At 69.0% G+C, this 23,470-nt stretch carries 20 protein-coding genes; 7 read left to right on the forward strand and 13 right to left on the reverse strand.

The annotated features are described in order from the left end of the window. Positions 1-44: 44 nt before the first annotated feature. Together SALPAC6_RS0107425 and metH are read right to left on the reverse strand one after the other, a co-directional pair. Positions 45-2,933, reverse strand: a complete 2,889-nt coding sequence (locus SALPAC6_RS0107425; protein WP_026189403.1) for a helix-turn-helix transcriptional regulator — start codon at positions 2,931-2,933, stop codon at positions 45-47. Positions 2,934-4,263: 1,330 nt separating this feature from the next. After that, a complete protein-coding gene (gene metH, locus SALPAC6_RS0107430) occupies positions 4,264-7,779 on the reverse strand; it encodes a methionine synthase (RefSeq protein ID WP_026189404.1) in 3,516 nt (1,171 codons plus the stop codon). Between the two features lie 260 nt (positions 7,780-8,039). On the opposite strand from metH, the gene SALPAC6_RS0107435 reads away from it, so the two are divergent. Together SALPAC6_RS0107435 and SALPAC6_RS0107440 are read left to right on the forward strand one after the other, a co-directional pair. Further along, positions 8,040-8,909 (forward strand): PAC2 family protein, encoded by an 870-nt coding sequence (locus SALPAC6_RS0107435; RefSeq protein ID WP_018252797.1) that lies wholly within the window; start codon positions 8,040-8,042, stop codon positions 8,907-8,909. Between the two features lie 203 nt (positions 8,910-9,112). Continuing rightward, positions 9,113-9,910, forward strand: a complete 798-nt coding sequence (locus tag SALPAC6_RS0107440) for a GntR family transcriptional regulator (protein WP_026189405.1) — start codon at positions 9,113-9,115, stop codon at positions 9,908-9,910. A 103-nt stretch (positions 9,911-10,013) separates the two neighbouring features. Here the strand turns inward: SALPAC6_RS0107440 and mshC are convergent, their stop codons facing one another. From mshC to SALPAC6_RS0107470, 6 genes are all read right to left on the reverse strand, one after another. Beyond that, entirely contained in the window at positions 10,014-11,252 is a 1,239-nt protein-coding gene (gene mshC / locus SALPAC6_RS0107445) for a cysteine--1-D-myo-inosityl 2-amino-2-deoxy-alpha-D-glucopyranoside ligase (protein ID WP_026189406.1), read from the reverse strand. Between the two features lie 67 nt (positions 11,253-11,319). Beyond that, the gene (locus SALPAC6_RS0107450; RefSeq protein ID WP_018252800.1) at positions 11,320-12,159 is read right to left on the reverse strand and encodes an SCO1664 family protein; all 840 of its coding nucleotides are present in this window, start codon (positions 12,157-12,159) and stop codon (positions 11,320-11,322) included. Continuing rightward, positions 12,156-12,746, reverse strand: coding sequence for a DUF3090 domain-containing protein (locus tag SALPAC6_RS0107455; protein WP_018252801.1), 591 nt, complete (start codon positions 12,744-12,746; stop codon positions 12,156-12,158). The genes SALPAC6_RS0107450 and SALPAC6_RS0107455 overlap by 4 nt, the downstream gene beginning before the upstream one ends. Before the next feature lie 148 nt (positions 12,747-12,894). After that, positions 12,895-13,602 (reverse strand): histidine phosphatase family protein, encoded by a 708-nt coding sequence (locus tag SALPAC6_RS0107460; RefSeq protein ID WP_018252802.1) that lies wholly within the window; start codon positions 13,600-13,602, stop codon positions 12,895-12,897. Positions 13,603-13,676: 74 nt separating this feature from the next. Then, the gene (locus SALPAC6_RS0107465; protein WP_018252803.1) at positions 13,677-14,513 is read right to left on the reverse strand and encodes an undecaprenyl-diphosphate phosphatase; all 837 of its coding nucleotides are present in this window, start codon (positions 14,511-14,513) and stop codon (positions 13,677-13,679) included. Further along, positions 14,510-15,562 carry an LLM class F420-dependent oxidoreductase gene (locus SALPAC6_RS0107470; RefSeq protein WP_018252804.1) on the reverse strand — a complete coding sequence of 351 codons (1,053 nt, stop codon included), beginning with the start codon at positions 15,560-15,562 and terminating at the stop codon, positions 14,510-14,512. The genes SALPAC6_RS0107465 and SALPAC6_RS0107470 overlap by 4 nt, the downstream gene beginning before the upstream one ends. Before the next feature lie 133 nt (positions 15,563-15,695). Here SALPAC6_RS0107470 and SALPAC6_RS0107475 point away from each other — a divergent pair, with 133 nt between their 5' ends. Both SALPAC6_RS0107475 and SALPAC6_RS0107480 read left to right on the forward strand, forming a co-directional pair. Beyond that, complete coding sequence (locus SALPAC6_RS0107475) at positions 15,696-16,667, forward strand: aldo/keto reductase (protein ID WP_018252805.1); 972 nt, start codon at positions 15,696-15,698, stop codon at positions 16,665-16,667. Positions 16,668-16,766: 99 nt separating this feature from the next. Then, positions 16,767-16,958, forward strand: coding sequence for a DUF5703 family protein (locus tag SALPAC6_RS0107480; protein ID WP_018252806.1), 192 nt, complete (start codon positions 16,767-16,769; stop codon positions 16,956-16,958). Positions 16,959-17,022: 64 nt separating this feature from the next. Here SALPAC6_RS0107480 and SALPAC6_RS0107485 read toward each other — a convergent pair whose 3' ends face one another. Next, positions 17,023-17,679: a hypothetical protein gene (locus SALPAC6_RS0107485; protein ID WP_018252807.1), complete on the reverse strand. Its 657-nt coding sequence runs from the start codon at positions 17,677-17,679 to the stop codon at positions 17,023-17,025. Positions 17,680-17,732: 53 nt separating this feature from the next. Next, positions 17,733-19,061 (reverse strand): M20/M25/M40 family metallo-hydrolase, encoded by a 1,329-nt coding sequence (locus SALPAC6_RS0107490; RefSeq protein WP_026189407.1) that lies wholly within the window; start codon positions 19,059-19,061, stop codon positions 17,733-17,735. A 108-nt stretch (positions 19,062-19,169) separates the two neighbouring features. On the opposite strand from SALPAC6_RS0107490, the gene SALPAC6_RS0107495 reads away from it, so the two are divergent. Next, complete coding sequence (locus tag SALPAC6_RS0107495; protein WP_018252809.1) at positions 19,170-19,412, forward strand: hypothetical protein; 243 nt, start codon at positions 19,170-19,172, stop codon at positions 19,410-19,412. A gap of 62 nt (positions 19,413-19,474) precedes the next feature. Here SALPAC6_RS0107495 and SALPAC6_RS0107500 read toward each other — a convergent pair whose 3' ends face one another. The 3 genes from SALPAC6_RS0107500 to SALPAC6_RS0107510 are packed head-to-tail and all read right to left on the reverse strand — an operon-like array spanning position 19,475 to position 22,550. Then, positions 19,475-19,825, reverse strand: a complete 351-nt coding sequence (locus SALPAC6_RS0107500; protein WP_018252810.1) for a DUF3140 domain-containing protein — start codon at positions 19,823-19,825, stop codon at positions 19,475-19,477. Next, positions 19,825-19,992, reverse strand: coding sequence for a hypothetical protein (locus SALPAC6_RS29645; protein WP_018252811.1), 168 nt, complete (start codon positions 19,990-19,992; stop codon positions 19,825-19,827). The genes SALPAC6_RS0107500 and SALPAC6_RS29645 overlap by 1 nt, the downstream gene beginning before the upstream one ends. A 14-nt stretch (positions 19,993-20,006) precedes the next feature. Continuing rightward, positions 20,007-22,550 carry an ATP-dependent Clp protease ATP-binding subunit gene (locus SALPAC6_RS0107510; protein ID WP_018252812.1) on the reverse strand — a complete coding sequence of 848 codons (2,544 nt, stop codon included), beginning with the start codon at positions 22,548-22,550 and terminating at the stop codon, positions 20,007-20,009. A gap of 127 nt (positions 22,551-22,677) precedes the next feature. Between SALPAC6_RS0107510 and SALPAC6_RS0107515 the strand changes: the two genes are divergently transcribed. Further along, a complete protein-coding gene (locus tag SALPAC6_RS0107515; protein ID WP_018252813.1) occupies positions 22,678-23,058 on the forward strand; it encodes a PIN domain-containing protein in 381 nt (126 codons plus the stop codon). A gap of 149 nt (positions 23,059-23,207) precedes the next feature. Further along, positions 23,208-23,468 carry a hypothetical protein gene (locus tag SALPAC6_RS0107520; RefSeq protein WP_018252814.1) on the forward strand — a complete coding sequence of 87 codons (261 nt, stop codon included), beginning with the start codon at positions 23,208-23,210 and terminating at the stop codon, positions 23,466-23,468. Positions 23,469-23,470 lie beyond the last annotated feature (2 nt).

Consider the following 23,470-nt stretch of genomic DNA (forward strand, 5'->3'; position numbering starts at 1 on the left):
CTGGCCGTCCGACACACCCGACCATCCACCTCCCACAACACGCCCTAGGCGATGATGCTACGGGGCTGGGATACGCGTGACGCATCAGTTCGGATCAGCGCGGAGCGGGATCGAATACCAAGCTTTCGGTAGATCTGCCGCAGATGGAATCCGACGGTGTGCGGTGAGATGAACAAACGGTTGGCGGCCTGCTGGTTCGTAAGGCCGCCGGCCACTAGTTCGGCTACTTTTCGTTCGGTCTCGGTGAGACTTTCCCAGCCGGATTCTGGACGCTTCGCATGCTTCCAGTGCCGACGCCACACTCCGAGTCCCCGCAGCTGGGCGCGTACGCGGGCGGCCTCTCGCTCGGCACCAAACCGGACGTAGGCGTTCATGGCACGGTCAAGTTCGACAACGGCGGACTCGTGGTTCCCCTGGAAGAGAAAGAGCCGGGCACGGTCCTCGGCTGTTGCGGCCTGGGCCCAGGGGTTTCGGTGTAGTCGACCGGCCTCCGCGAGGGCGTCGGTGTCCGCCTCAGCAAGCGCCCGGGCGTGTGTGGCCGCGGCGAGTAGCGCGGGAGTCTCCGGATTGAGCCTGCTGAGGTGGTCGATTGTGTCGACGATTGCTCCTGCGGTGTGGGGCTGGCCTGCCGTCAGTGCGCACCGTACCCACCAGGCGGCGACCGCCGGATCCTCCAGAACGATCTCACGAGGTGTGATGGGCTGCGCCCCGGTCTCGGTCAACACCTCCAGTGCTGCTGCGGGGCCGTCGTTCACCTCTGCCAACTGCGCCTGTAGCAGGAGATACTCGGCCTGCCAAGGGCTGGAAGAGTGCTGTGGGCCCTCCCCTTCCAGGGCCGTGAGATGGGTTGCGGCCAGCGCTGGATTTCCACGACGTAGGGCTACGTGGGCCAGGACCAGCAACGCCTGTGGGGCGAATATCGGCATGTACGCGCCGTCCTGCCGCAAGGCGGCCCGGGCAACCGTTTCGGCGTCGTTCAGCTGCCCCTGGGCGAGATGCAGGGGCGCGCGAAGCGCGGCCTGCACCGCGGTCGCCGGGGTATTCGCCGTCGAGGCGGCTGTGTGGGCGAACCCTCGAAAGACCCCCTCCGCTTCGCCGTACTCATCGATCCGGATGAGCGCGAAGGTGAGGAACCAGCACGGGTCGAGGACCTGGACGGTGTCGCCAACGTAGTTGAGCGCCACAGCCTCCCGCAGGGTCCCCACCGCATCCGCCACCCGACCATCTCGCCACTGGTCCAATGCACGGACAGTCATTGCGCTAACCCTCATCGCCAGATCACGTCGGTTCGGTCTGCTGAGGATCTTGCGGGCTTGCTCGACCGCCGTACCGTCACCAATCAGGTAGGAAGCGGCGAGGTGGGTGACAACGGCTTCGGCACGCGGAAGTCCCCCCGCCTGCCTGGCCAGCACGTCGTCGGTGGCTTGGCGGGCGGCCGGCACGTCGCCTCGTAACAACAGGGCGGTCGACATCGATGCCTGCAGGGCAGCGATGTCGCGGGCAGGCGGTACCGACGCGGGCGCCATGCTCAAGGCCACGTCAATCTCGTCCCTGGCCAGGGTGACCGCCTCGTCCAAGCGCCCCGACTTGGTGAGCGCCTTGGCCGCGGTGTTCGCAAGACGCACGCGTTGGTCCTGTCCCGGGGCTAGCAGTTCCATCCCACGAATCGCCAGGGAGGCTGCGGTTGTGGGATCGGTGGCGACTAGACGTCGGGCTCCTGCCACGATGATCTCGATGTCCCTGGCGTTACCGGGCTCAGCTACGTGCGCCAGCTGAAGGGCAGCGCGTTCAGCCCCGTCAGGGCGTTGCAGCAGGACCTCCGCCGCCTGCCGATGCAACAACGCGCGTACCGGCGGCGGCACAGAGTCAAGGACGACCCGCCAGATGGGGTCGGTGCGGAAGGCCAGTTTCGGCCCACGACAGACCAGCATCCTGCGTTCCATCGCCTCGTGCACCGCCGTCAGTAGGCCTGCCGGCGATTCGCCGAGCATCGCGGACAGTTCCTCCGGTGCGAACGGCGATCCGAGCACGGCCGCCAGCCGAAGGGACTTGACAGTCGACTCGGAGAGCTGCAGGAGATTTTCCTCGATCATGGAGGACAGCCGCCTCGGCACTGGTGCGGGTAGGTGAACAGCGTTGGCGTCACGCGAACCGCCCGACCCACCTGGAGTCAGCCCCAGGGTGCCCTCGACCGTACGGATGGCGCCATCTTCCATGAGCCCGCGTAACAGTTCGATCACTGCGGAGGGGGTATCGTTGATGCTTTCCACCATGGCGAGCAGCGTTGAGTCGGGGACGGATCCGGTATGGTCGGCGACCAGTTGCTCCAGTGCCCTGGTCGAGAGCGGACTCAACCCTCGGATCGGTTCGACGGCCACTCGGCCCCGAAGTCTGCTCACGCACATCAACACCTGCTCGGAAGGCTCGGAACTGATCAACGAGGTGAAGGCCAGTAGCCACAGGACCGGTCGGCCCTTGAGCGCCAGAATTTGGTCACACAATGCTGTCAGGGTGGGGAAGTCAGCCAGGTGCAGGTCATCGAGCGTCACCACCGTGGGGACGTCCTCCGCGACCTGACGCAGCCGCATTCCGGTCGCCTCAACCTGGGAGGTAGCTCGTGGACGGTAGACCCGGTCCGTGTCACTGCCAGCCACCTGGAGCGGGGTAGCGGCAGGAAACTGCCGCATTTCAGGTGCCACATCAGGAGGACCAGCCAGGACATCCCCGATGGTGGTGAAACCCATGCCGTCGGCGATTTCGGCTACCTCGGCCAACAGCAGGGTCTTGCCGCCGCCGGGCGCGGCCTGCACGATAAGCACCCGGCACCGCCGTTCCACCACTACCCGGTGCAGATCAGTACTGATCTGTTCCAGATGCTCCTCCCAGCCACGCACCTTCCGCAGCGGGTGGGCGTGGAATTGCACTGACGGCACTGACTTACCCAAGACATCCTCCCCACACATCGTGCAGTTTCCTCGCATGCTGATGCCAATACCTGGCGTCAGCGATCGGGCACCCGACCTACTCACCTGCACATCGATGACAAACTAGTCCTCGTACACGGCCGGCGGCCGCTTCTGCAAAGCCCGTTTCGCACGACTCGCCCCGCGAACCAGGGCCGGTGCCGCGGCGCTCCGCGAAAGGTGGCGCCCGCGGCCGAGCTGGCACCCCGACTCTATGGTCGACAGTCGTTTGATCAAAATTTGTGGCCACCATGCTGATCACTGGGATACGCGCCTAATACCAGAACCGACCGACGATGACAAGTACCTCAATCTCGAACAGGACATTGGAGTGTGATTCTTCCCCACCAACGGCATAGCCGCTACCATCCCACGGGAATTATTGATGCCAATACCCGACAGGATTACTCCAAGGGCGGCAGTATTTCTTACTGGCTGTAGCTGCGCCACCCGTCAGACTCGCACCAGGGCGGGGATCCGGCCATGACGCACAGTAGGACACACCCGGCACAGGGTTGCACTATGTAAGCACCTAAACAAAGGCAGTGCAGCGTGATTCGCGGCAATCCTTTGGCCACCTGCTGAACGCCACCGCTTCGGGCTCGATGCAGCCCAGCGTGGGCCCTACGTCGGGGTGGCCCAGCCGGGCCGGGATAGCAGCACTCAATCGACCACCTAAAGATGCCGATAGATTCGCTAATGTAGATAGAATGCCAGCTTCCGCCAGCAACCGGCGGAATTATCCTGATTTATAGCGGAAGCAGTCGCACCGACAGTAGCGAGTAGCCCACCATCCGGCATGGCCGCGACGCCACCACTCCACGGCTGACACACCCAAAAGAGATGCGCTATGCCCAGTCGGGCATACTGCCAGCAGTACACGGGAAGCGGCCCAGGTGAATCAGCGGTGACGTCAATATTTCCACCTGCCGAAGCTTTGGAATTCAATAGACAACGGCAGCCTCAATCGATGTTTCGGCACAATGTTTCGACAGCATGGGACGGGGCCGTGGACGATTCCCAAATCCCGTTCTGCCACGCGTGCGGGCTCGGGTAGGCCGGTCAGCGCTGGTCCCACGCGGGTGACCAAGGCTTCGCGAATGTACCCCTGGACGGGTGTTCGATCCTTCATCGAACACCGCCGGCGGTGCGTCTGCGGTCTACCTCAGCTCCTGGATTGAGCTGCTCTCCCGTGTGCCGCCGCCTGGTATCCATCGTGATCCCGCCCAGTCCCATCAGGGCATCGGGCGCTACCAGCAGGCGGATCACCGCACTGGGACCTGGCCGGACGGACCTGGTGTCACTTGGCGTTGAAGTAACTCGCCTCCGGGTGGTGCACGACGATTGCGTCAGTGGCCTGCTCCGGAACGAGCTGGAACTCCTCCGACAGCTGCACGCCGATCCGTTCCGCCCCCAGTAGGTCCACGAGCTTCGCCCGGTCCTCGAGGTCGGGGCAGGCCGGGTAGCCGAAGGCATACCGGCAGCCCCGATAGTCGTTGCGCAGCAGCCCGGCCAGGTCAGCCGGGTCGGCGCTGGCGACCGTACGGTCGTCGGGCAGCCTCAGCTCGGCGCGGACCCGCTGGTGCCAGTACTCGGCAAGGGCCTCGGTGAGCTGCACCGACAGCCCGTGAACCTCCAGATAGTCGCGGTACTCGTTGCGGGCGAACAACTTCGCCGTATATTCGCTGATCGGTTGGCCAACCGTGACCAGTTGCAGCGCCACCACGTCAAGCTCGCCGCCACGAGGGCGGAAGAAGTCGGCCAAGCAGAGTCGCCGGTCCTGGCGCTGCCGGGGGAAGGTGAACCGGGCCCGCTCAGCGTGCCCGTTCTCGTCGAGCACGACCAGGTCGTTGCCGTCGGAGTAGGCTGGGAAGTAGCCGTAGACGACAGCGGCCTCAAGCACCTGGTCGGCGATGAGCCGGTCCAGCCAGTAGCGCAGCCGCGGCCGGCCCTCGGTCTCCACCAACTCCTCGTAGGTGGGGCCCTTGCCGCCGCGGGTACCGCGCAGTCCCCACTGCCCGAGGAACGTCGCCCGTTCGTCGAGCAGGGCCGCGTAGTCGGCGAGGGGCAGCCCCTTGACCACCCGGGTGCCGAAGAACGGCGGGGTGGGCACCTCCACATCGGTGGCCACGTCGGAGCGGACCGAGGCATCGCTCAGCTCCGGCAACGACTCGCTGACGATCGCCCGCTGCCGCGCCCGCCGCTCCCGCCGTGCGGCCAGGGCGGCCTCCCGTTCCGGGTCCACCACCTGTGCGCCACCGCGCTTGGTGGCCATCACCCGGTCCATCAGGGAGAGCCCTTCGAAGGCATCCCGGGCGTAGTGCACCTGACCGGGGAACATCGATCGCAGGTCGTCCTCGACATACGCGCGGGTCAGCGCCGCTCCCCCAAGCAAGACCGGCCAGCGCTCCGCCACGCCCCGCGTGGCCATCTCGACCAGGTTCTCCTTCATGATGACGGTGCTCTTCACCAACAGCCCCGACATGCCGATCGCGTCCGCGCGGTTCTGCTCGGCGGCGTCGAGGATGGCGTTTATCGGCTGCTTGATCCCGATGTTCACCACCTCATAGCCGTTGTTCGACAAGATGATGTCGACCAGGTTCTTGCCGATGTCGTGCACGTCGCCCTTCACGGTGGCGAGCACGATCCGTCCCTTACCGCCGTCGTCGGCCTTCTCCAGGTGCGGCTCCAGGTGCGCCACCGCGGTCTTCATCACCTCGGCGGACTGGAGTACGAACGGCAGCTGCATCTGGCCGGCCCCGAACAACTCGCCGACCACCTTCATCCCGTCCAGCAGAATGTCGTTGATAACGACCAACGCCGCCATCCCGGTGGCGAGGGCCGCGTCCAGATCGGCCTCGAGACCGTTGCGTTCGCCGTCGATGATCCGCCGCTTGAGCCGCTCCTCGAGCGGCAGCGCGGCCAGTTCCTCCGCTCGGCTGGCCCGGGCCGAGGCGGCGTCCACCCCCTCGAAGGCCTCAATGAAGCGCTGGACCGGGTCGTACCCTTCGCGGCGTCGGTCGTAGACCAGATCGAGTGCGATCTCCCGCTGCTCATCGGGAATTTTCGACATCGGCAGGATCTTGCTGGCGTGCACGATCGCCGAGGTCAGCCCGGCCTGGACGCACTCGTGCAGGAACACCGAGTTGAGCACCTGACGGGCCGCTGGGTTGAGGCCGAACGAGACGTTGGAGACCCCCAGGGTGAAGTTGACCCCCGGGTAACGAGCAGCAATGTCTCGGATCGCCTCGATGGTCTCGATCCCGTCCCGCCGGGTCTCCTCCTGCCCGGTGGCGATCGGGAAGGTCAGGGCGTCAATCAGGATGTCCGACCGGGCCATCCCCCAACGGCCGGTCAGATCGTCGATCAGCCGGGTGGCCACGCGTACCTTCCAGTCCTTGGTGCGCGCCTGCCCTTCCTCGTCGATGAGCAGTGCCACCACCGCCGCTCCGTGTTCCTTGACCACGGGCATCAGGCGGGCATACCGGGAGTCGGGGCCGTCGCCGTCCTCGAAGTTGACCGAGTTGACCACGCATCGCCCACCAAGCGTCTCCAGCCCCGCCTCGATCACGCCCGGCTCGGTCGAGTCCAGCATGATCGGCAACGTGGAGGCGGTGGCGAACCGGCTGGCCAACTCCCGCATGTCCTGGGTGCCATCGCGTCCCACATAGTCCACGCAGAGGTCCAGCAGGTGCGAACCGTCCCGCGCCTGGCCACGGGCGATCTCCACGCAGGCCTGCCAGTCCTCGGCGAGCATGGCCTCACGGAACGCCTTGGATCCGTTGGCGTTGGTCCGCTCCCCCACCATCAGCACACTCGCGTCCTGCGCGAAGGGGACATGGTGGTAGATCGACGAGGCGCCGGGCTCGGGCCGTGGCTCGCGCACCACCGGCGGCCGGCCACGCGTCCGTTCGGCCAGCACCCGGATGTGCTCCGGTGTGCTTCCGCAGCAGCCGCCGACCAGCGCCACACCGTAGTCGGTGACGAACTGCTCCAGGGCGTCGCCCATCTCATCCGGTGTCAGCGGGAAGTACGCACCGTCGGAGGTGAGCACCGGCAGGCCGGCGTTCGGCATCACCGACACCGGAATCTGGGAGTGCTGCGACAGGTAGCGCAGGTGCTCACCCATCTCTGCCGGGCCGGTGGAGCAGTTCAGCCCGATCAGGTCGATGCCGAGTGGCTCAATCGCGGTGAGCGCGGCGCCGATCTCGCTGCCCAGCAGCATCGTGCCGGTGGTCTCCACCGCCATGTGGCAGATGATCGGAACCGGTCGGCCCACCTCGGCCATCGCCCGCTTCGAGCCGATCACCGCCGCCTTCACCTGAAGCAGATCCTGGCAGGTCTCGATGATCAACGCATCCGAACCGCCGGCGATCAGGCCGATGGCGTTCTCCTGGTACGCGTCCCGCAGCGCGGCGTACGTGGCGTGCCCAAGGGTGGGCAGTTTCGTGCCCGGCCCGATCGAGCCCAGGACGAAGCGCGGCTGTTCTGGTGTCGCGTACGCGTCGGCGGCGGTACGGGCCAGCCGGGCGCCGGCCTCGGACAGCTCCCGGATGCGCCCCTCAATGCCATACTCGGCCAGGTTGGCCAGGTTGGCGCCGAAGGTATTGGTCTCCACGCAGTCTGCGCCCACGGCCAGGTATGCCTCGTGCACGCCACGGACAGCGTCCGGCCGGGTCACGTTGAGGATTTCGTTGCAGCCCTCCAGTCCATCGAAGTCGTCGAGAGTCAGGTCTGCCGCATGCAACATGGTCCCCATCGCCCCGTCGGCGACGAGGATCCGATCGGTCAGCGCGTCGAGCACAGAGATCACCACAGCTTCAGGTTACTGCGACGACACGGGGTGTGGTCTACCCCCGGCTGCCGGCCCCGCATGGTGTAACTAGCACACGCTGCCCTCTCACCACCAGAATAACTGTTTGTCGATTGGTAGATCGGCGCGGCCGACGGTCCGGTTCCCGCCCCTGGCACGTAGGCTGACGGACGTGAGGGACTACAGCGACGCCACGATGCATGGTGGCCAGCCGATCGGGCATCCACCCGGCACCGCCCCGACGGGCGGGACGAGGTGACCGCGTGACCGAGTTCGACGGACTGCCGGTTCTGCGGTCCCCCGTGGCCATCGCCGCCTTCGAAGGCTGGAACGACGCCGCCGACGCCTCGACGGCCGCCGTCGAGCACCTGGAACAGGTGTGGCAGGCCCGACCGGTGACCGAGCTGGATCCGGAAGACTTCTACGACTTCCAGGTCAGCCGCCCCACTATCGCGATGTCGGCCGGCGAGACCCGACGGGTGGAGTGGCCCACCACCCGGTTCATGGCCGCCAGCCCGGCCGGTACCGAGCGGGATGTCGTGCTGATCCGCGGCATCGAGCCGAGTATGCGCTGGCGCACCTTCTGCGAGCAGGTACTGGAGATTTGCCACAGCCTGGAGGTCGAGCGGGTGGTGCTGCTCGGCGCGCTCTTGGCCGACGTGCCGTACACCCGACCGCTACCAATCAGCGGAAGCGCCTCCGACAAGGGCGCGGCGCAGCGCTTCCAGCTCACCCCCACCCGCTACGACGGGCCCACCGGCATCGTCGGGGTCCTGCACGACGCCTGCTCGCGGGCCGAGGTGGACGCGGTCTCGTTCTGGGTGCATGTGCCGCACTACGCCAACAACCCACCCTGTCCCAAGGCGACCCTGGCCCTGCTGCACCGGGTCGAGGAGGTGCTGGACCTGCCGGTGCCGATGGCGGACCTCGCCGAGGAGGCCGCCGAGTGGGAGCAGCGGGTCCGGGGCGCCGCAGAGCAGGACGCCGAGCTCGGTGAGTACGTCCGCGAGTTGGAGGAGCGGGTCGGTGACGCCGGCATCACCCCGCTGACCGGGGACGAGATCGCCCAGGAGTTTGAGAAGTACCTGCGCCGACGCGGCGGCTCCGCCGGACCTACCGCAGGCTCCTGGTAACCCGTAGCGCGCTGATCCTCGTGGCCCACCACCGGTGACGGTGGCGGGCCACGGCCTTCTCTCCGCGACGACGTGACGCACCGGTGCATCCCTCACTCGTGTGCCTGCACTGCTTTTCGGGTGAGGGTGAGGGTGAGGGTGGTGTGGACGGGACACACCCGCTACGGCATCCTAGGAACCTAGTGATGACCGAGGAGGCGGGTATGCAGATCAACCCGGGTGCGGCCGAATTCCCGCACCGGCAGATCGCCGCGCAGATCAAGGCACAGGTGCGCCGCGGTGACTGGGGCCCCGGCGAGCGGCTACCCTCCATCCCCGCCATCGCCGAGATGTTCGGCGTCGCCAAGCAGACCGTGCAGCGCGCCGTGGACCAGCTACGGGTCGAGGGCGTCCTGATCACCAAGCCCGGCTCCGGCACGTACGTCCGCGGCACCCGACGCCGCCTCAACCGGCTCTCCCGGGGCCGGTACGGCGGCTTTCGTGGCTACCACGCCGACCTCGCCGCCCGGTATCGGCAACAGCTCGTCTCCGTCGGGCCCGCCCCCGCACCGCCCGAGGTCGCCGACGCATTCGGCGTATCCGACGGCACCGAGCTGCTCTGTCGCCGGCACCTGGTCCGCACCGAGGACTCCCCGGTAGAGGTGGGCGCCGCCTGGTTCCTACCGACCGACACCGCCGGCACCGCACTGGAGCGGGCCGAGGCGTTCGGCCGCCCCCTCTACCAGGAAGCCGAGGAGGCCACCGGCCGGCGGTACGTCACCGCGACCGACACGATCAGTGCCCGGCAGCCCAGCCGAGACGAGGCGGAGACCCTCCAGATCCGACCCGACACCCCGGTGCTACACCTGCTGCACGTCGCCTACGACGAGCGCCGTAAGCCGATCGAGGTTGCCCAGGCCACCTGGCCCGGCCCGGTCACCACCCTGACCGAGGCGTACCGGATCCCCGCCCCGGCGAGCGACCCGGGTCCGGATCCGGGACCGGGGCTCGTCCTCGGGTAGTCCGGCTCCGACCAGCCAGCTCTGGCGGCGAGCCGCCGACGCGGCGAAGGTCGCCCAGGCGCCCCGAGCGAAGCCGCCCCGGCCGACCGGACTGCCCAGAAGGTCACAACCGGACGCCGAGCAGGGCGTCCAGGGCCCGGGTGAAGAGCGCGGGAGCCGCCGGGTCGTCGCCGGCACCGGCGAGCGCCGCCTCCGCCCAGGAATCCGCCAGAGCAAGCGCCCCCGGGGCGTCGAGGTCATCGGCGAGGCGCGCACGGAGCGAGGCCAGAAACACCTCCGCGGACGGCCCGCAGGGCTGCGCGCCGGCCCGGCGCCATCTGCCCAGCCGATCCTGCGCGGTCGCCAACAGCCCGTCGCTCCACGAACGGTTGCTGCGGTAGTGCCCGCTCATCAGGGCCAGCCGGACCGCCATCGGATCCACCTGGTCGGCTCGCAACCGGGAGACGAAGACCAGGTTCCCGCGGGACTTGGACATCTTCTCCCCGTCCAGGCCGATCATGCCGGCATGCACGTAGTGCCCGGCGAACGGGGTCTGCCCGGTCAGCAGCTCGGCGTGCGCGGCCGAGCACTCGTGGTGCGGAAAGATCAGATCATTACCGCCGCCCTGCACGTCGACCTGCTCACCGAGCAGGTTCAGCGCGATCACGGCGCACTCGATATGCCAGCCGGGGCGGCCCGGGCCGAGATCGCCGCCGGGCCACGACGGCTCATCCGGGCGGACACCCCGCCACAGCAGTGGATCAAGCGGGTCGCGTTTACCGGCTCGGTCTGGGTCGCCACCGCGCTCGGGGAAGATCTCCAGCATCTGTTCCCGGCTCAGGTGCGACTCGTACCCGAATCGGGGCGCGGCCGAGATGTCGAAGTAGACATCGCCGGTGCCGTCCTCCAGCCGGTAGGCAGCACCCTCCTTCACCAGGGTCAGGACCCGCTCGGCAATGTCGGGAATCGACTCCACCGCACCGACGTAGTGCTCCGGCGGGATGATCCGCAGTGCCGCCATGTCCTCCCGGAACAGGGCGGTCTCCCGCATCGCCAGGACCTTCCAGTCCTCGCCGTCTCGAGCGGCCCGCTCCAGCAGTGGGTCGTCGATGTCCGTGACGTTCTGCACGTACGTCACGTCCAGTCCCGCGTCCCGCCACACCCGCTGGATCAGGTCGAAGGTGATCATCGTGGCGGCGTGCCCGAGGTGGGTGGCGTCATACGGGGTGATGCCACAGACATACATCGTGCCGGTGTCGGTCGGCGCGCTGGCGGCGGTGCCTCGCCGGGCCGAGTCAAACAACATCAGCGGCCCGCCCCGGCCCGGTAGCCGTGGCACCTCGTGTCCCGCCCAAGAGTCCATGACCGCCAGCCTAACCAGCCGTCAGCGGACTCCGGGGCACCCAAGAGGTGACTAAGGTGACAACGGCTCACATGGGCGGCCACGGGATCGCCGGCCACCGCGGCGACGGCAGCGGAAAGTGACCGGCAGCCCGCAGCCGCCCGATCCGGGCAGCCACCTCGGCGATCTCCCCGCGGGTGAGGTACGTGGCGAGTTCCCCGCCCAGATCTCCGGCGACCGCGTCGGCGAGCGCCGCGAGCACCTCCGCCACCTCCGCCGGCAGCTCGCGGCCCGCCCAACCCCACAGAACCGTGCGTAGCTTCTCCTCGACATGGAAGCTGACCCCGTGGTCCACGCCGTGAACTCGGCCGTTCTGGCCGACCAGCACATGTCCGCCCTTACGGTCGGCGTTGTTGATAACCACATCGAGCACCGCCAGCCGGGCCAGCCGCGGGTCGTCGGCATGTGCCAGGGCGTACGGGATGCCCTCGTCGTCCCGGGCCGCCGCGACCGCGAACCATTGGGACGGCAGCGCGTCGGCGGGAACGAACCCGACCAGTGGTTCCCACTCGTCCGGCCCGTCGATCCACAGCTGACAGGAGCCGGGGCCGAGTGGCCCGTCGCGCAGCACCGTCGGCGGCACCAGGTCCCAGCCCGTGGCGGCGGACACCAGGTACGCAGCGACCTCGCGCCCGGCGAGATTGCCGTCTGGGAAATCCCAGAGGGGCCGCTCACCCCGTATTGGCTTGTAGACACAATGCGCGGTCGTCCCGCCCAGGGTCAGCATCGCGCGCAGTGTCGTGTTCGAGGCGTCCACCAGCCGCCCCTCCAGCTCCAGCGCCCCCTCCCGGAGCAGCAGAAGCGACCGATCATCGTCCTGGCGGGGCCACTCCCGGTCCCGGCTACGGCGCAGGTCGGATGAGGTCACCGGTGGTAGCCGTTGTGGCGCGGACAGAGGTGACCGACGGGGTCGAGGGGCTGACCGCAGAGCGCACACGGCGGCCGGCCCGCGTTTACCACCCGCCGGGCCCGTCCGATGAACTCGCGGGTCGCCTCCGGGGTCAACCGCACCCGCAGCCGGTCCAGGTCGTCGTCGGAATCGTCGGCGGGCTCATCGTCATCCGACTCGTCCACCTCAACCTCAGCCGCAGCCTCGGCCCCCACCTCGGCCTCGCCGACCGCGATCGCCTCGATCACGACCGTCTCGGTGTCCACGTCAAAGGCCAGCCCCAGGGTACCGACCCGGAACTCCTCATCGACGGGCGTGTCCAGCGGGTCGTTGTCACCACCGACCGGGCCGGTCTCCGGCAGCTTCACCCCGAACCGCCGTTGCGCCTCGGAGAGCAGCTCCTCCAGCTTCTCCGCCAGCAGTGAGACCTGGACCTTCTCCAGCGCGACGCTGACCAGCCGGCCACCGCCGCGGGCCTGGAGAAAGAACGTGCGATCCCCCGGCGGCCCGACGGTTCCGGCGACGAACCGCTCCGGCGGCTCGAAGGCGTGCACCTGGTGGGTCATACCTCGACCCTATCCGGCGCACCCGCACGACGCGCACCCCACCGACCGGAATCGCCGCGCGGCGCATCCGCGCCGCGCCGACCCTCGGTCCCGCCGTGGCCGCCCGGGCCGCGTTGCCCCTCCCCGACGCCGACCGATCCGGCGACCGTCAGGCGCCTGCCCCGGCGCCGCCACCGATCGCGGCGTCCGAGTCGGCGGTGCTCCCCCCACCTCGCTGCGGCGAGGGTGGCACCAGCGCCGTCAGATCGCCGCCGGTGTCGTTGAGCCGCACCAGGAACGGACGCAGCGGGGTGTAGCGGATCGCCGTGACCGAGGCCGGATCCACGACGAGACGCTGGAAGAGGTCCAGGTGCAGGCCGAGTGCGTCCGCCACGATGGCTTTGATCACGTCGCCATGGGTGCAGGCCAGCCAGACCGCGTCCGGCCCGTGCTCCGCGCTCACCCGAGCGTCCCAGCGCCGCACCGCGGCCACCGCCCGGGCCGCCATGCTCGCCATCGCCTCCCCACCCGGGAAGACCGCCGCGCTGGGATGCTGCTGCACGACCGGCCAGAGCGGGTCCTTCGCGAGCTGCTTCAGCGGCTGCCCCTCCCAGCTGCCGTACCCGCACTCGGTCAGCCCCTCCTCCACCACCGGTGCGGCCTCGGGCAATGCCCGGTCCAGGGTCTGCCGGCAACGGACCAACGGGCTGGTCACCACGGTCGCGCAGGAGAGCAGCCGGAGTCGCTCGCCGACCGCGGTGGCCTGGGTACGGCCGGTCTCGTCCAGCTCGACCGGCTGCCGACCGGCCAGCCCGCCGGCCGCGTTCGCGGTCGTCCGGCCGTGTCGCAAGAGCAGTAGGGTCGCCACGGTGACCACCCTAGGGCCTACCCCACCTCCGGCCCGCCGACGCGCTCCGGGCCGGTGCCGCACCCGGGCGCGTCGGCGCGAGGTCAGGTGGCGCTGATCGTACCGGTCAGCAAGAGGGCGAGCACCAGCGTTCCCAACGCCACCCGGTACAGAACAAAGATGTACAGGGTGTGGCGCGCCACGTAACGCAGCAGCCAGGCGATGGCCGCGTATCCCACGGCGAAGGCGACCGCCGTGGCCACGATCATCTGTGCCCCGCTCGGCACCGAGGTGCCCGGCGCGGCCGGCGCGAAGACGTCCTCGAGACTGAGCACGCCCGACATCACCACCGCGGGAATGGCCAGCAGGAACGAGTATCGGGCCGCGGTCTCCCGGGTCAGGTTGAGGAACAGGCCGGCGGTGAGCGTCCCCCCCGAGCGGGACACGCCGGGAATCAGCGCCATCGCCTGCGCGAAACCCATCACCACACCGTCGCGCATCCGGAAGTTCTCCAGCGTACGCGTCTGCCGGCCCCAGTACTCGGCGAACGCCAGCACGAAGGCGAACAGGATCAGGGTGCTGGCGACCAACCACAGGTTCCGCGCGGTCTCCCGAATCTGGTCCTTGAACAGGAAGCCGAAGACGCCGATGGGAATCGAGCCGACGATGACGTACCAGCCCATCCGGTAGTCAAGGCTGCTGCGCACCGACCGATCCCAGATTCCGACGACCCAGGTACGGGTGATTCGCCAGATGTCCTTGGCGAAGTAGAGGAGTACCGCCGCCTCGGTGCCGAGCTGGGTGACGGCGGTAAACGACGCCCCGGCGTCCTGGTCGAAGAAGATCGCTGAGGTGATCCGTAGATGGCCCGACGAGCTGATCGGCAGGAATTCGGTCAGGCCCTGCACGATGCCCAGGACAATGGCCTCGACCCAGCTCACTCCCCGACTCCCGCGAGATCCAGCGCCTCAGCGACGGTCCGTAGGGTGTGTACGCCGCTGTCCCGGTCGGCCACGAAGAGGGTCACCGACAGGGTGGTGACGCCGGCGGCGGCGAACTCCCGCATCCGCTCGGCGATGCGCTCCTTCGGACCGAGCAGTGAGGTACGGTCGATCAACTCCAGCGGCACCGCGGCGGCCGCGTCACGGTGCCGCCTGGCCAGGTACAGATCCTGCACCTCGCGCGCGGCGTCGCCGTATCCCATCCGGGTGGCGAGCTGATTGTAGAAGTTCTGCTGCCGGCTGCCCATGCCACCGATGTAGAGCGCGGCGTACCAGCGGACCAGTTCGGCGCAGCTGGCGACATCGTCGCCGATCACCACCGGCACCGAGGGAACCACATCGAAGCCGGATAGCTCCTTGCCGGCGCGGGTCCGACCGGCGCGGATCGCAGCGAGCTGCTCCGCGGCGAACTCCGGCGCGTAGAAGACGGCGAGCCAGCCGTCGGCGATCTCTCCGGCGAGTTCCAGGTTCTTCGGACCGACGGCGGCCAGGTAGGTCGGGATGTACTCTCGGGGCGGGTGGAAGCCCAGGCGCAGCGCCTTGCCCGGGCCGTCGGGCAGCGGCAGGGTGTAGAAGTCGCCGGTGTAGGCGACCTCCTTGCGGGCCACCGCCAGCCGAACGATGTCGACGAACTCACGGGTCCGGGCGAGCGGCCGACCGAACCGTACGCCGTGCCAGCCCTCGGAGACCTGCGGACCAGACACCCCCAAGCCGAGCCGGAACCGGCCACCAGAGAGGGCATCGATGGTCGCGGCGGTCATCGCGGTCATCGCCGGCGTGCGGCCGGGAATCTGCATCACCGCGCTACCCAGCTCGATCCGTTTGGTCTGGCCGGCCATCCAGGCGAGCATGCTCGGCGAGTCGGAGCCGTACGCCTCCGCCGCCCACACCACCGTGTAGCCGAGCCGGTCCGCCTCCTGAGCCAGAGCCAGATGATCGGCGGGTGTGCTCCACGCCGTCTGATAGCCGAGACTGAGCCCGAGTCGCACTAGTCCTCCCCCATTCACACCACAGGTCGCATCAGGCTACGCAACACCACCGCCACCCTCGATCACCGGCTCACGCCAACAGCATGGGCAGCGAGGATATCGGTGCGACCCTCGATGGAAATAAGATTCAGCCATGCAACAGCGACCGCTCGGCCGAAGCGGGCTGGCGGTTTCGCGGCTCGCGCTCGGCACCATGACCTGGGGCCGAGACACCGACGCCGACGATGCGGCGGCCCAGCTTAAAGGCTATCTCGACGCCGGCGGCAACCTGGTCGACACCGCCGACGTCTACGGTGACGGTGACGCCGAGGCGGTCATCGGCTCGCTGCTCGGCACCCTGGTCCCCCGCGAGGAGCTGCTGATCGCGACCAAGGCGGGGCTACGCCCGGGCAACGGCCGGCGCCGCGACGGCTCTCGTGGGCACCTACTACGCACCCTGGACGCGTCACTGCGTCGACTCGGCACCGACCATGTCGACCTGTTCCAGGTGCACGGGTATGACCCGGACACCCCGCTGGAGGAGACCCTGGCGGCCCTGGACCACGCGGTCGCCAGCGGGCGGGTCCGGTACGTCGGCGTCTCCAACTTCTCCGGCTGGCAAACCGCCCGGGCCGCGGCCTGGCAGACGGCCTGGCCTGGCCGCTCCCCGGTGGTCGCGGCCCAGGTGGAGTACTCGTTACTGGAACGCGGCATCGAGCGGGAGGTGCTACCGGCCTGCGCGGCCCTCGGGCTGGGGGTGCTGCCCTGGTCGCCGCTGGGGCGGGGAGTCCTGACCGGCAAGTACCGAAACGGTCGACCAGCGGACTCTCGGGCGGCCTCGGCGCACTTCGAACGGTTCGTCGCGACCTACCTGGAACCGCGCTGCTCCAGCATCGTGGAGGCGGTTGCCACCGCCGCCGGCGGTCTCGGCGTCTCCCCGCTGGAGGTTGCGCTGGCCTGGATCCGCGACCGCCCCGGGGTCGTCGCGCCAATCCTCGGCGCGCGCACGGTGGGGCAGTTACTCGGCGCGCTCCAGGTCGAGCAGATGGCCCTGCCCGAGGAGATCAGAACCGCCCTCGACGACGTCTCCGCCGTCCCGGTCGGCTACCCGGAGCGCGACGGCTGACTCCGGGCCCGAAGCCACCCCGCCTGGCCTGGGGGAACCGGGCCGGGCGGGGTCGCTGCGAGGGTGGCGCTGGGCTAGGCGGATAGGCAGCATAGGGCCATGGACTACGAATATGCGCCGCTACGGTTACCCCCGAACGTTGACCGGCTGACCGCGGCGGCGCAGCTCGCCATCCAGGCGGAGTTCTCCGGCTGGGAGCTTGCCCGGGTCCGGCTGTTCCGGGATGGGACCCGGCAGGTTGTGCTGCGCCGTCGCCGAATCAGCCCGCCACAGCCCGGCCTCTCCTACTAGCCGCCGTGGCCCGCGCGTCGGCCCCACTCGCCTCGCCCCGCAGGGCGAGGCCGCCGAAGGGTGGCTAGTGGGAGTGGTCGTACTCCTCGTCGTCCAATTCGAGGAAGGGGTGCTCGTCGAGCCGCCCGACCAGCCGGTCCCCGGCGGCGGGCTGGAACGGACCCACCGGGTCGTCATCGTCGAAGGCCTCGAGATCGACGGCGGCGTCAACCTCGCTGACCATGACGACACCATCCATCGGCTCCAGCTCCGGCACATCCAGTGCGGCGAGCGATCCGTCGCCGCTCTGCAACAGTTCCAGGACTGCCTCACCGACCCCCTCGACGGGTGCCGGCTCCTCCTCATCCGGGGTCTCCGCCCGACGGGCCGACGCGGCGGCCCGGATCAACGCCGAGACGCTCGGCACCCGGTAGTCTCGACGCTGCCGTACCGAGATGACCCGGGGGTAGCTGTCAGTGGCCGGCGATCCGTCGGGACTGGCGAAGCGCTCGTCGGCCTCCTCCGGGTCGATCGCCTGCACATCCCAGGGCGTGACCTCGCCGAAGGCCTCCATCAGCCGCTCGTCATAGGCGTACGAGGCGTTGTTCAACGCGACGTACGCCTGCCAGACGGCATCGTCGTCAATTCGGCCCTGCGCAGCGCGCACAGCCGCCAGGTGGTGGCGGGCCGCCTCGATGACGCGTTCGAGGGCAGTATCCAGCTCACCATGCTGGTCGATCATGTAAGGCGTCCCTTCGGTGTTCGGAAGGCGCCGCGCCGAAGTACGGAAGCGGCTCAGCAGTTGCGGAGGAACCGGTCGAGAACCCGCACGCCGAACTGTAGTCCGTCCACTGGGACCCGCTCGTCGATGCCGTGGAACAGCGCCGAGAAGTTCAGGTCGGCGGGGAGGCGCAGCGGCGCGAAGCCAAAGCAACGGACACCCAACCGGGCGAAGGCCTTCGCGTCGGTGCCACCGGAAAGCATGTACGGCACCGGCCGGGCCCCCGGATCCTCGGCGCGCAGCGCGGCGGAGATCGCCTCGACCAGGGCCCCGTCGAAGGTGGTCTCCAGCGCGGGCTGGCGCTGGAGATACTCGATCTCGATGTCCGGGCCGACCAACTCGCGCAGTTGCCGCTCCAGCAGTTGCGACTGGCCAGGCAGGCTACGGCAGTCGATGGTGGCGGTGGCCCGCCCGGGAATGACGTTGTCCTTGTAGCCCGCGGCGAGTCGGGTGGGATTGGCCGTGTTGCGGATGGTCGCCCCGATGAGGTTGGCGATCGGGCCGAGCTTGCCGATGGCCGCCTCCGGATCGTCCGGGTCCAGCTCGATGCCGAGCGCCTCGGACACCTCGAGGAGGAACGCGCGTACGGTGTCGGTAACGACGACCGGGAAGCGGTGCTGGCCGATCCGGGCGACCGCCTCGGTGAGGGCGGTGACGGCGTTGTCGTCGTGCACCATCGAGCCGTGCCCAGGACGCCCCCGGGCGTGCAGCCGCAGCCAGTCAATGCCCTTCTGGGCGGTCTCGATCAGATACAGCCGCTGCTTCTCGTTCACCGAGTACGAGAAACCCCCGACCTCGCCGATGCCTTCGGTGCAGCCCGCGAAGAGGTCGGGGTGGTTTTCCACCAGGAAGTGCGCGCCGTACTCACTGCCGGCCTCCTCATCGGCGGTGAAGGCGAGCACCACATCCCGGGGCGGCCGAAATCCGCTGCGTTGCCAGTGCCGAACCACCGCGAGCATCATCGCGTCGAAGTCCTTCATATCGATCGCGCCCCGACCCCAGAGGTAGCCGTCCCGCAGCTCACCCGAGAGCGGATGCACCGACCACTCGTCGGCGTCGGCCGGCACCACGTCCAGGTGGCCGTGGACGAGCAGGCCGGGTCGGGTCCGGTCGGTGCCGGGAATGCGGGCGACCAGGTTGGCCCGGCGGGGCGCGGACTCGTAGAGCACCGAGTCGATGCCGACCTCGGCGAGCTTCTCCGCCACGTACTCGGCCGCTCGGCGTTCCCCGACGCTGGTGTCGTTGTCACCAGTGTTGGTGGTGTCGATGCGCAGCAGATCCTGACAAAGGCCGACAACCTCGTCGGTGGGCACGGGTTGGGCACAGGCGACGTCGCTCCTCATCGCTCCTTGATACCAGAGGACATCCGGGGTGGGGTCGACGCCAGATCCGACAGCTGTCGAACGAGTCCACGGGGGTGCGAACGCCGTGCCGCCGGGTAACAGACGGGCATGACCGACCTGTACTCCGCCGCCGACAACCGCGAGACACTGCGGCAGGCGGCCACCGCGCACACCGCCGCCACCCGAGACGTGGAGCTCTTCCTGCGCCGCCTACCGGCGGTTCCCGCTCCGGCAGACGTCACCGAATACGCCAACCTGCTCACCCGGGAACGACAGACCCGCGCCGACCGGGAGGCCGCCGCCGACACGGCGGGCCTGACGATCGCCAGCCTGGAACCCGGCGCGGAATGATCGGTCGGTGCGGGTGCCGGTGGACCTGAAGCCGGCGCCCCACCCGACCGAATCGACAGCGGTCAGCCTTCCACCAGGACGTCGTGGCCCAGATCCAGCAGGGCGTGCCGCCACCGGTCATCGGCGTTGCCGCGCGGCGGCTTCGCCGCCAGCAGGTTCTCGACCTCGTCAATCGTGTCCCGCATCGTCTCGATGTCGTCCCGGGTCAGGTCCACCTTGCGTTTGGTGAGCACCCGCAGGATGTGTCGGCCCGGCTCGGGCAGGCCGAGGTCAGGGTCAGGGCCGAACGTCTCCTCGCCGGAGCCCCGGGTGAGCAGCCACTGCCGCAGCTTCTCGGACGGCACGTTGACCCGCTCGTGGAAACTCTCCCAGAGCTCCTCCACCTGTGGATCGAGCCGCTGCTCGCGTACCATCAGCCCTCCTCTCGCCGTCCGTCGGTCGCCACCGGGTCCGACTCGCCGGTCCCCTCCAGCCCCGGACCCTCCGGTGGCACCTGCACCCGGGCGGGGTTCGCGGTCGGTGCGGCGACGATCGGCTCGGTCCGTTCAGTGCTCTCCTGGGTCTCCTCGGGCTCGGTCATCTCCGCCTCCCGGCTCAACGCGGATGCGTGGTGGTAGCTGCGGTGTAGCCGCCGTCCTCGGCGACATCGATGGTGAGCTGGCCGTCGCGGACGTCTACGACCACCCGTTGGCCCGGCGACACCGCGGACTCCAGCAGCATCCGGGACAACTGATTGTCCACCTCGCGCTGAATGACCCGACGCAGCGGGCGGGCCCCGAACTCGGGCTGGTAACCGTGCTCGGCGAGCCAGTCGATGCCGGCGGTGGTGATCTCGACATCGACATCCTGCGCGTGCAACCGACGGCGGGTCTCCGCCAACAGCAGCTCAGTGATCTGCCGCAGTTGCTCCGCCTCCAGGCGGCGGAAGATGATGATCTCGTCGATGCGGTTGAGGAACTCGGGACGGAAGTTCTCCTGGAGCCGGCGCAGCAAGCGGTCGCGAAGTTCGTCGTTCTCCCCACCCGCCGCCCCGGCGCCGAAGCCGACCGCCCGCTGGGTGCCGGTGATCAGCTCCGAGCCGAGGTTACTCGTCATGATCAGAACGGTGTTCTTGAAATTCACCGTCCGACCCTGGCTGTCGGTGAGCCGGCCGTCGTCGAGTACCTGGAGCAGAATGTTGAACACGTCCGGGTGCGCCTTCTCGATCTCGTCCAGCAGCACCACCGCATACGGGCGGCGCCGCACCGCCTCGGTGAGTTGCCCGGCCTCCTCGTACCCGACGTAGCCGGGCGGCGCGCCGACCAACCGGCTGACCGTGTGCCGCTCCTGGAACTCGCTCATGTCGACCCGCACCATCCGGTCGGCCTCGCCGAAGAGCGCCTCGGCAAGCGCCCGGGCCAACTCGGTCTTGCCGACGCCGGTGGGGCCGAGGAAGAGGAAGCTACCCATCGGCCGGTCCGGATCCGCCAACCCGGCCCGCGAACGGCGCACCGCCTCGGCGACCGCGCTGACCGCGTCGTCCTGACCCACGACCTTCTCGTGCAGGTGCCCCTCCAGCCGCAGTAGCCGATCCCGCTCCTCCTCGGTGAGCTGCGCCACGGGGATACCGGTGGCCCGGGAGACCACCTCGGCGATCTCGTGCGGCCCCACCTGCGGCACGTGGTTGGCGGTGCCCTCGTCGCCACGAACGCGACGGATCTGGGCCTCCAGTTCGGCGATCTGGTCGCGCAAGGAGGAGGCCTTCTCATACTGCTCGTCGGCGACCGCCTGCTCCTTGTCGCGGCGTACCTCGTCGAGCTGGGTCTCCAGCTCGCGTACGTCCGAGGCCGGGGTACGGGTGCGTAGCCGCACCCGCGCGCCGGCCTGGTCCATCAGATCGATCGCCTTGTCCGGCAGGTAGCGGTCGGTGACGTAGCGATCGGAGAGCTCCGCGGCAACGACCAGCGCCTCGTCGGTGAAGCGGACCTGGTGGTGGGCCTCGTAACGGTCGCGAAGGCCACGCAGGATGGCCACCGTGTCGTCAACCCCCGGCTCGGGCACGAAGACCGGCTGGAAACGGCGGGCCAGCGCGGCGTCCTTCTCGATGGTCCGGCGGTACTCGTCCAGCGTGGTTGCGCCGATCACGCGCAGCTCACCGCGGGCCAGCGCCGGCTTGAGCATGTTGGACGCGTCCATTCCGCCCTCGCTGCCGGCCCCGCCCGCCCCGACCAGGGTGTGAATCTCGTCGAGGAAGACGATCAACTTTTCGCGATGGGTCCGGATCTCGTCAATGACCTTCTTCAGGCGCTCCTCGAAGTCACCCCGGTAGCGGGTACCGGCGACCAGGCCGGCCAGGTCGAGTTGGATGACCCGCTTACCGAGCAGGGTCTGCGGCACGTCGCCGTCACAGATCCGCTCCGCGAGGCCCTCCACAATGGCGGTCTTGCCGACACCGGCCTCACCGATCAGCACCGGGTTGTTCTTGGTCCGCCGGGACAGGATCTCGACTGCCTGCTCGATCTCGTCGGCCCGGCCGATGACCGGGTCGATCTGATCGTTCTGGGCGAGCTCGGTGAGATCCTGCCCGTACTGGTCAAGAGTGGGGGTGCCCCGATCTGGCCGCGGCCCACTGGTCGGGGCCCGCTCGGTGCTCGCCGCCTGCAACGACTCCGGCTGGATACGGCCGGCGGCGAGCATCCGGCCGGCGGGCGACTCCGGGTTCAGCGGCAACGCCATCAGGATGTGCTCCGGCCCGATGTAGTTGGCGCTCATGGCTCGGGACAGCTGGTGGGCATCGAGCAGCGCCCGCTTGGCCGCGGGGGTGAGGGACAGGTTCGGCGGGACCTCACCCCCCGGCGCCCCCTCACCCCGCCCGCCGAGTGCGTTGAGCAGGGTCTCGGGTTCGGCACCGGCTCGTTTGACCAGCTCGCGCAGGGACTGCCGTTGCAGCGCGGCCCAGAGCAGGTGGTCGGTGTCCAGGTCGGTGCTGTGCCGTTCAGCCGCCCGGCGTGCGGCGTCGGCGAGCATCTCTCGGGCATCGGCGGTCATCAGCCGGGTAATGTCGACCCGGTGCGCGGGTCGGCGCCCACCCTCGCTCCGGCCGAAGTACCGGGCCAGGAACTCGTCCCATGGGTCGGAGCCGAAGTCGCCGGGTCCCATATCTGTCTCCTCCGCTGCTCGGCGCGGCACGGTCGCCAGGGGCTACCCGGCAGTCGTCCGGACAAACTCCGCCGACTGGCCACCGGGGTTGCCCGGGTGTGGGCGGATCGGGTGGCAGGCTGGCGGCATGAATGGGACACCGCTGCTGATCGTGGACGCCGCCAACGTGGTGGGATCCCGGCCCGACGGGTGGTGGCGGGACCGGGTCGGGGCGACCACCCGACTGCGGGACAGCCTCACTGGCCTGCCCGATTCCGGGGTGCCACCGGAGCTGCCGCCGCCGGTCGAGGTGGTGCTGGTGGTCGAGGGTGCGGCGCGCGGGGTACCGCCGGTGTCGGGGGTACGGGTGGTCGCGGCCCAGCAGTCCGGCGACGACGCGGTGGTGGACCTGGTCGCCGCCGACCCACAGCGCCGCCGGGTCGTCATCACCGCCGACCGTGAGCTGCGAGAACGCGTGACCCAGCGGGGGGCCGAGGTGCATGGGCCGCGCTGGTTGACCGGCCACTGAGCTCATCCCCACGCGGCTGGGGCAATCGACGTCCCCGCGCCTGCGGATGACAACCACACAGTAGGGTTTAATACTGCCGGGGAGGATGTTCTCTCCCTGGTGCCGATAGGCTCTAATGGAGGCCTCCCCTTGCCCCAGGAGGTTCCGTCGTGGCGAGCGTCGCCGAGCTCAAGGCAGCCATCGATGTCGCGCTCCAACAGATCGGTGACGGCCAGAGCGCTGTGCACGCCGCCAGTGAGAAGCTGGCCGAGGCGCAACAGACGCTGGCCGGCGCGTTGGAGGGCAGCGGACACGAGACGGTGGATGCGGCCCAGGCCTCGCTGACCCAGGCGGGGCAGGAGTTGGAGGAGTGCTTGGCGGCCACACTCGTCGCGGTCGAGCAGGCCCAGCTCTACGTCGCGACCCTCTGAGC

The sequence above is a fragment of the Salinispora mooreana genome, assembly GCF_000379065.1.
Classification (GTDB): domain Bacteria; phylum Actinomycetota; class Actinomycetes; order Mycobacteriales; family Micromonosporaceae; genus Micromonospora; species Micromonospora mooreana.

Excerpts from the sequence above, each read along its gene's own strand:
- SALPAC6_RS0107495 (WP_018252809.1), top strand. The coding sequence starts at position 19,170 with ATGACCGACCTGTACTCCGCCGCCGACAACCGCGAGACACTGCGGCAG.
- SALPAC6_RS0107455 (WP_018252801.1), bottom strand. The coding sequence starts at position 12,746 with ATGACCCACCAGGTGCACGCCTTCGAGCCGCCGGAGCGGTTCGTCGCC.
- SALPAC6_RS0107490 (WP_026189407.1), bottom strand. The coding sequence starts at position 19,061 with ATGAGGAGCGACGTCGCCTGTGCCCAACCCGTGCCCACCGACGAGGTT.
- SALPAC6_RS0107515 (WP_018252813.1), top strand. The coding sequence starts at position 22,678 with ATGAATGGGACACCGCTGCTGATCGTGGACGCCGCCAACGTGGTGGGA.
- SALPAC6_RS0107510 (WP_018252812.1), bottom strand. The coding sequence starts at position 22,550 with ATGGGACCCGGCGACTTCGGCTCCGACCCATGGGACGAGTTCCTGGCC.
- SALPAC6_RS0107485 (WP_018252807.1), bottom strand. The coding sequence starts at position 17,679 with ATGATCGACCAGCATGGTGAGCTGGATACTGCCCTCGAACGCGTCATC.
- SALPAC6_RS29645 (WP_018252811.1), bottom strand. The coding sequence starts at position 19,992 with ATGACCGAGCCCGAGGAGACCCAGGAGAGCACTGAACGGACCGAGCCG.
- SALPAC6_RS0107440 (WP_026189405.1), top strand. The coding sequence starts at position 9,113 with ATGCAGATCAACCCGGGTGCGGCCGAATTCCCGCACCGGCAGATCGCC.
- mshC (WP_026189406.1), bottom strand. The coding sequence starts at position 11,252 with ATGGACTCTTGGGCGGGACACGAGGTGCCACGGCTACCGGGCCGGGGC.
- SALPAC6_RS0107500 (WP_018252810.1), bottom strand. The coding sequence starts at position 19,825 with ATGGTACGCGAGCAGCGGCTCGATCCACAGGTGGAGGAGCTCTGGGAG.
- SALPAC6_RS0107475 (WP_018252805.1), top strand. The coding sequence starts at position 15,696 with ATGCAACAGCGACCGCTCGGCCGAAGCGGGCTGGCGGTTTCGCGGCTC.
- SALPAC6_RS0107480 (WP_018252806.1), top strand. The coding sequence starts at position 16,767 with ATGGACTACGAATATGCGCCGCTACGGTTACCCCCGAACGTTGACCGG.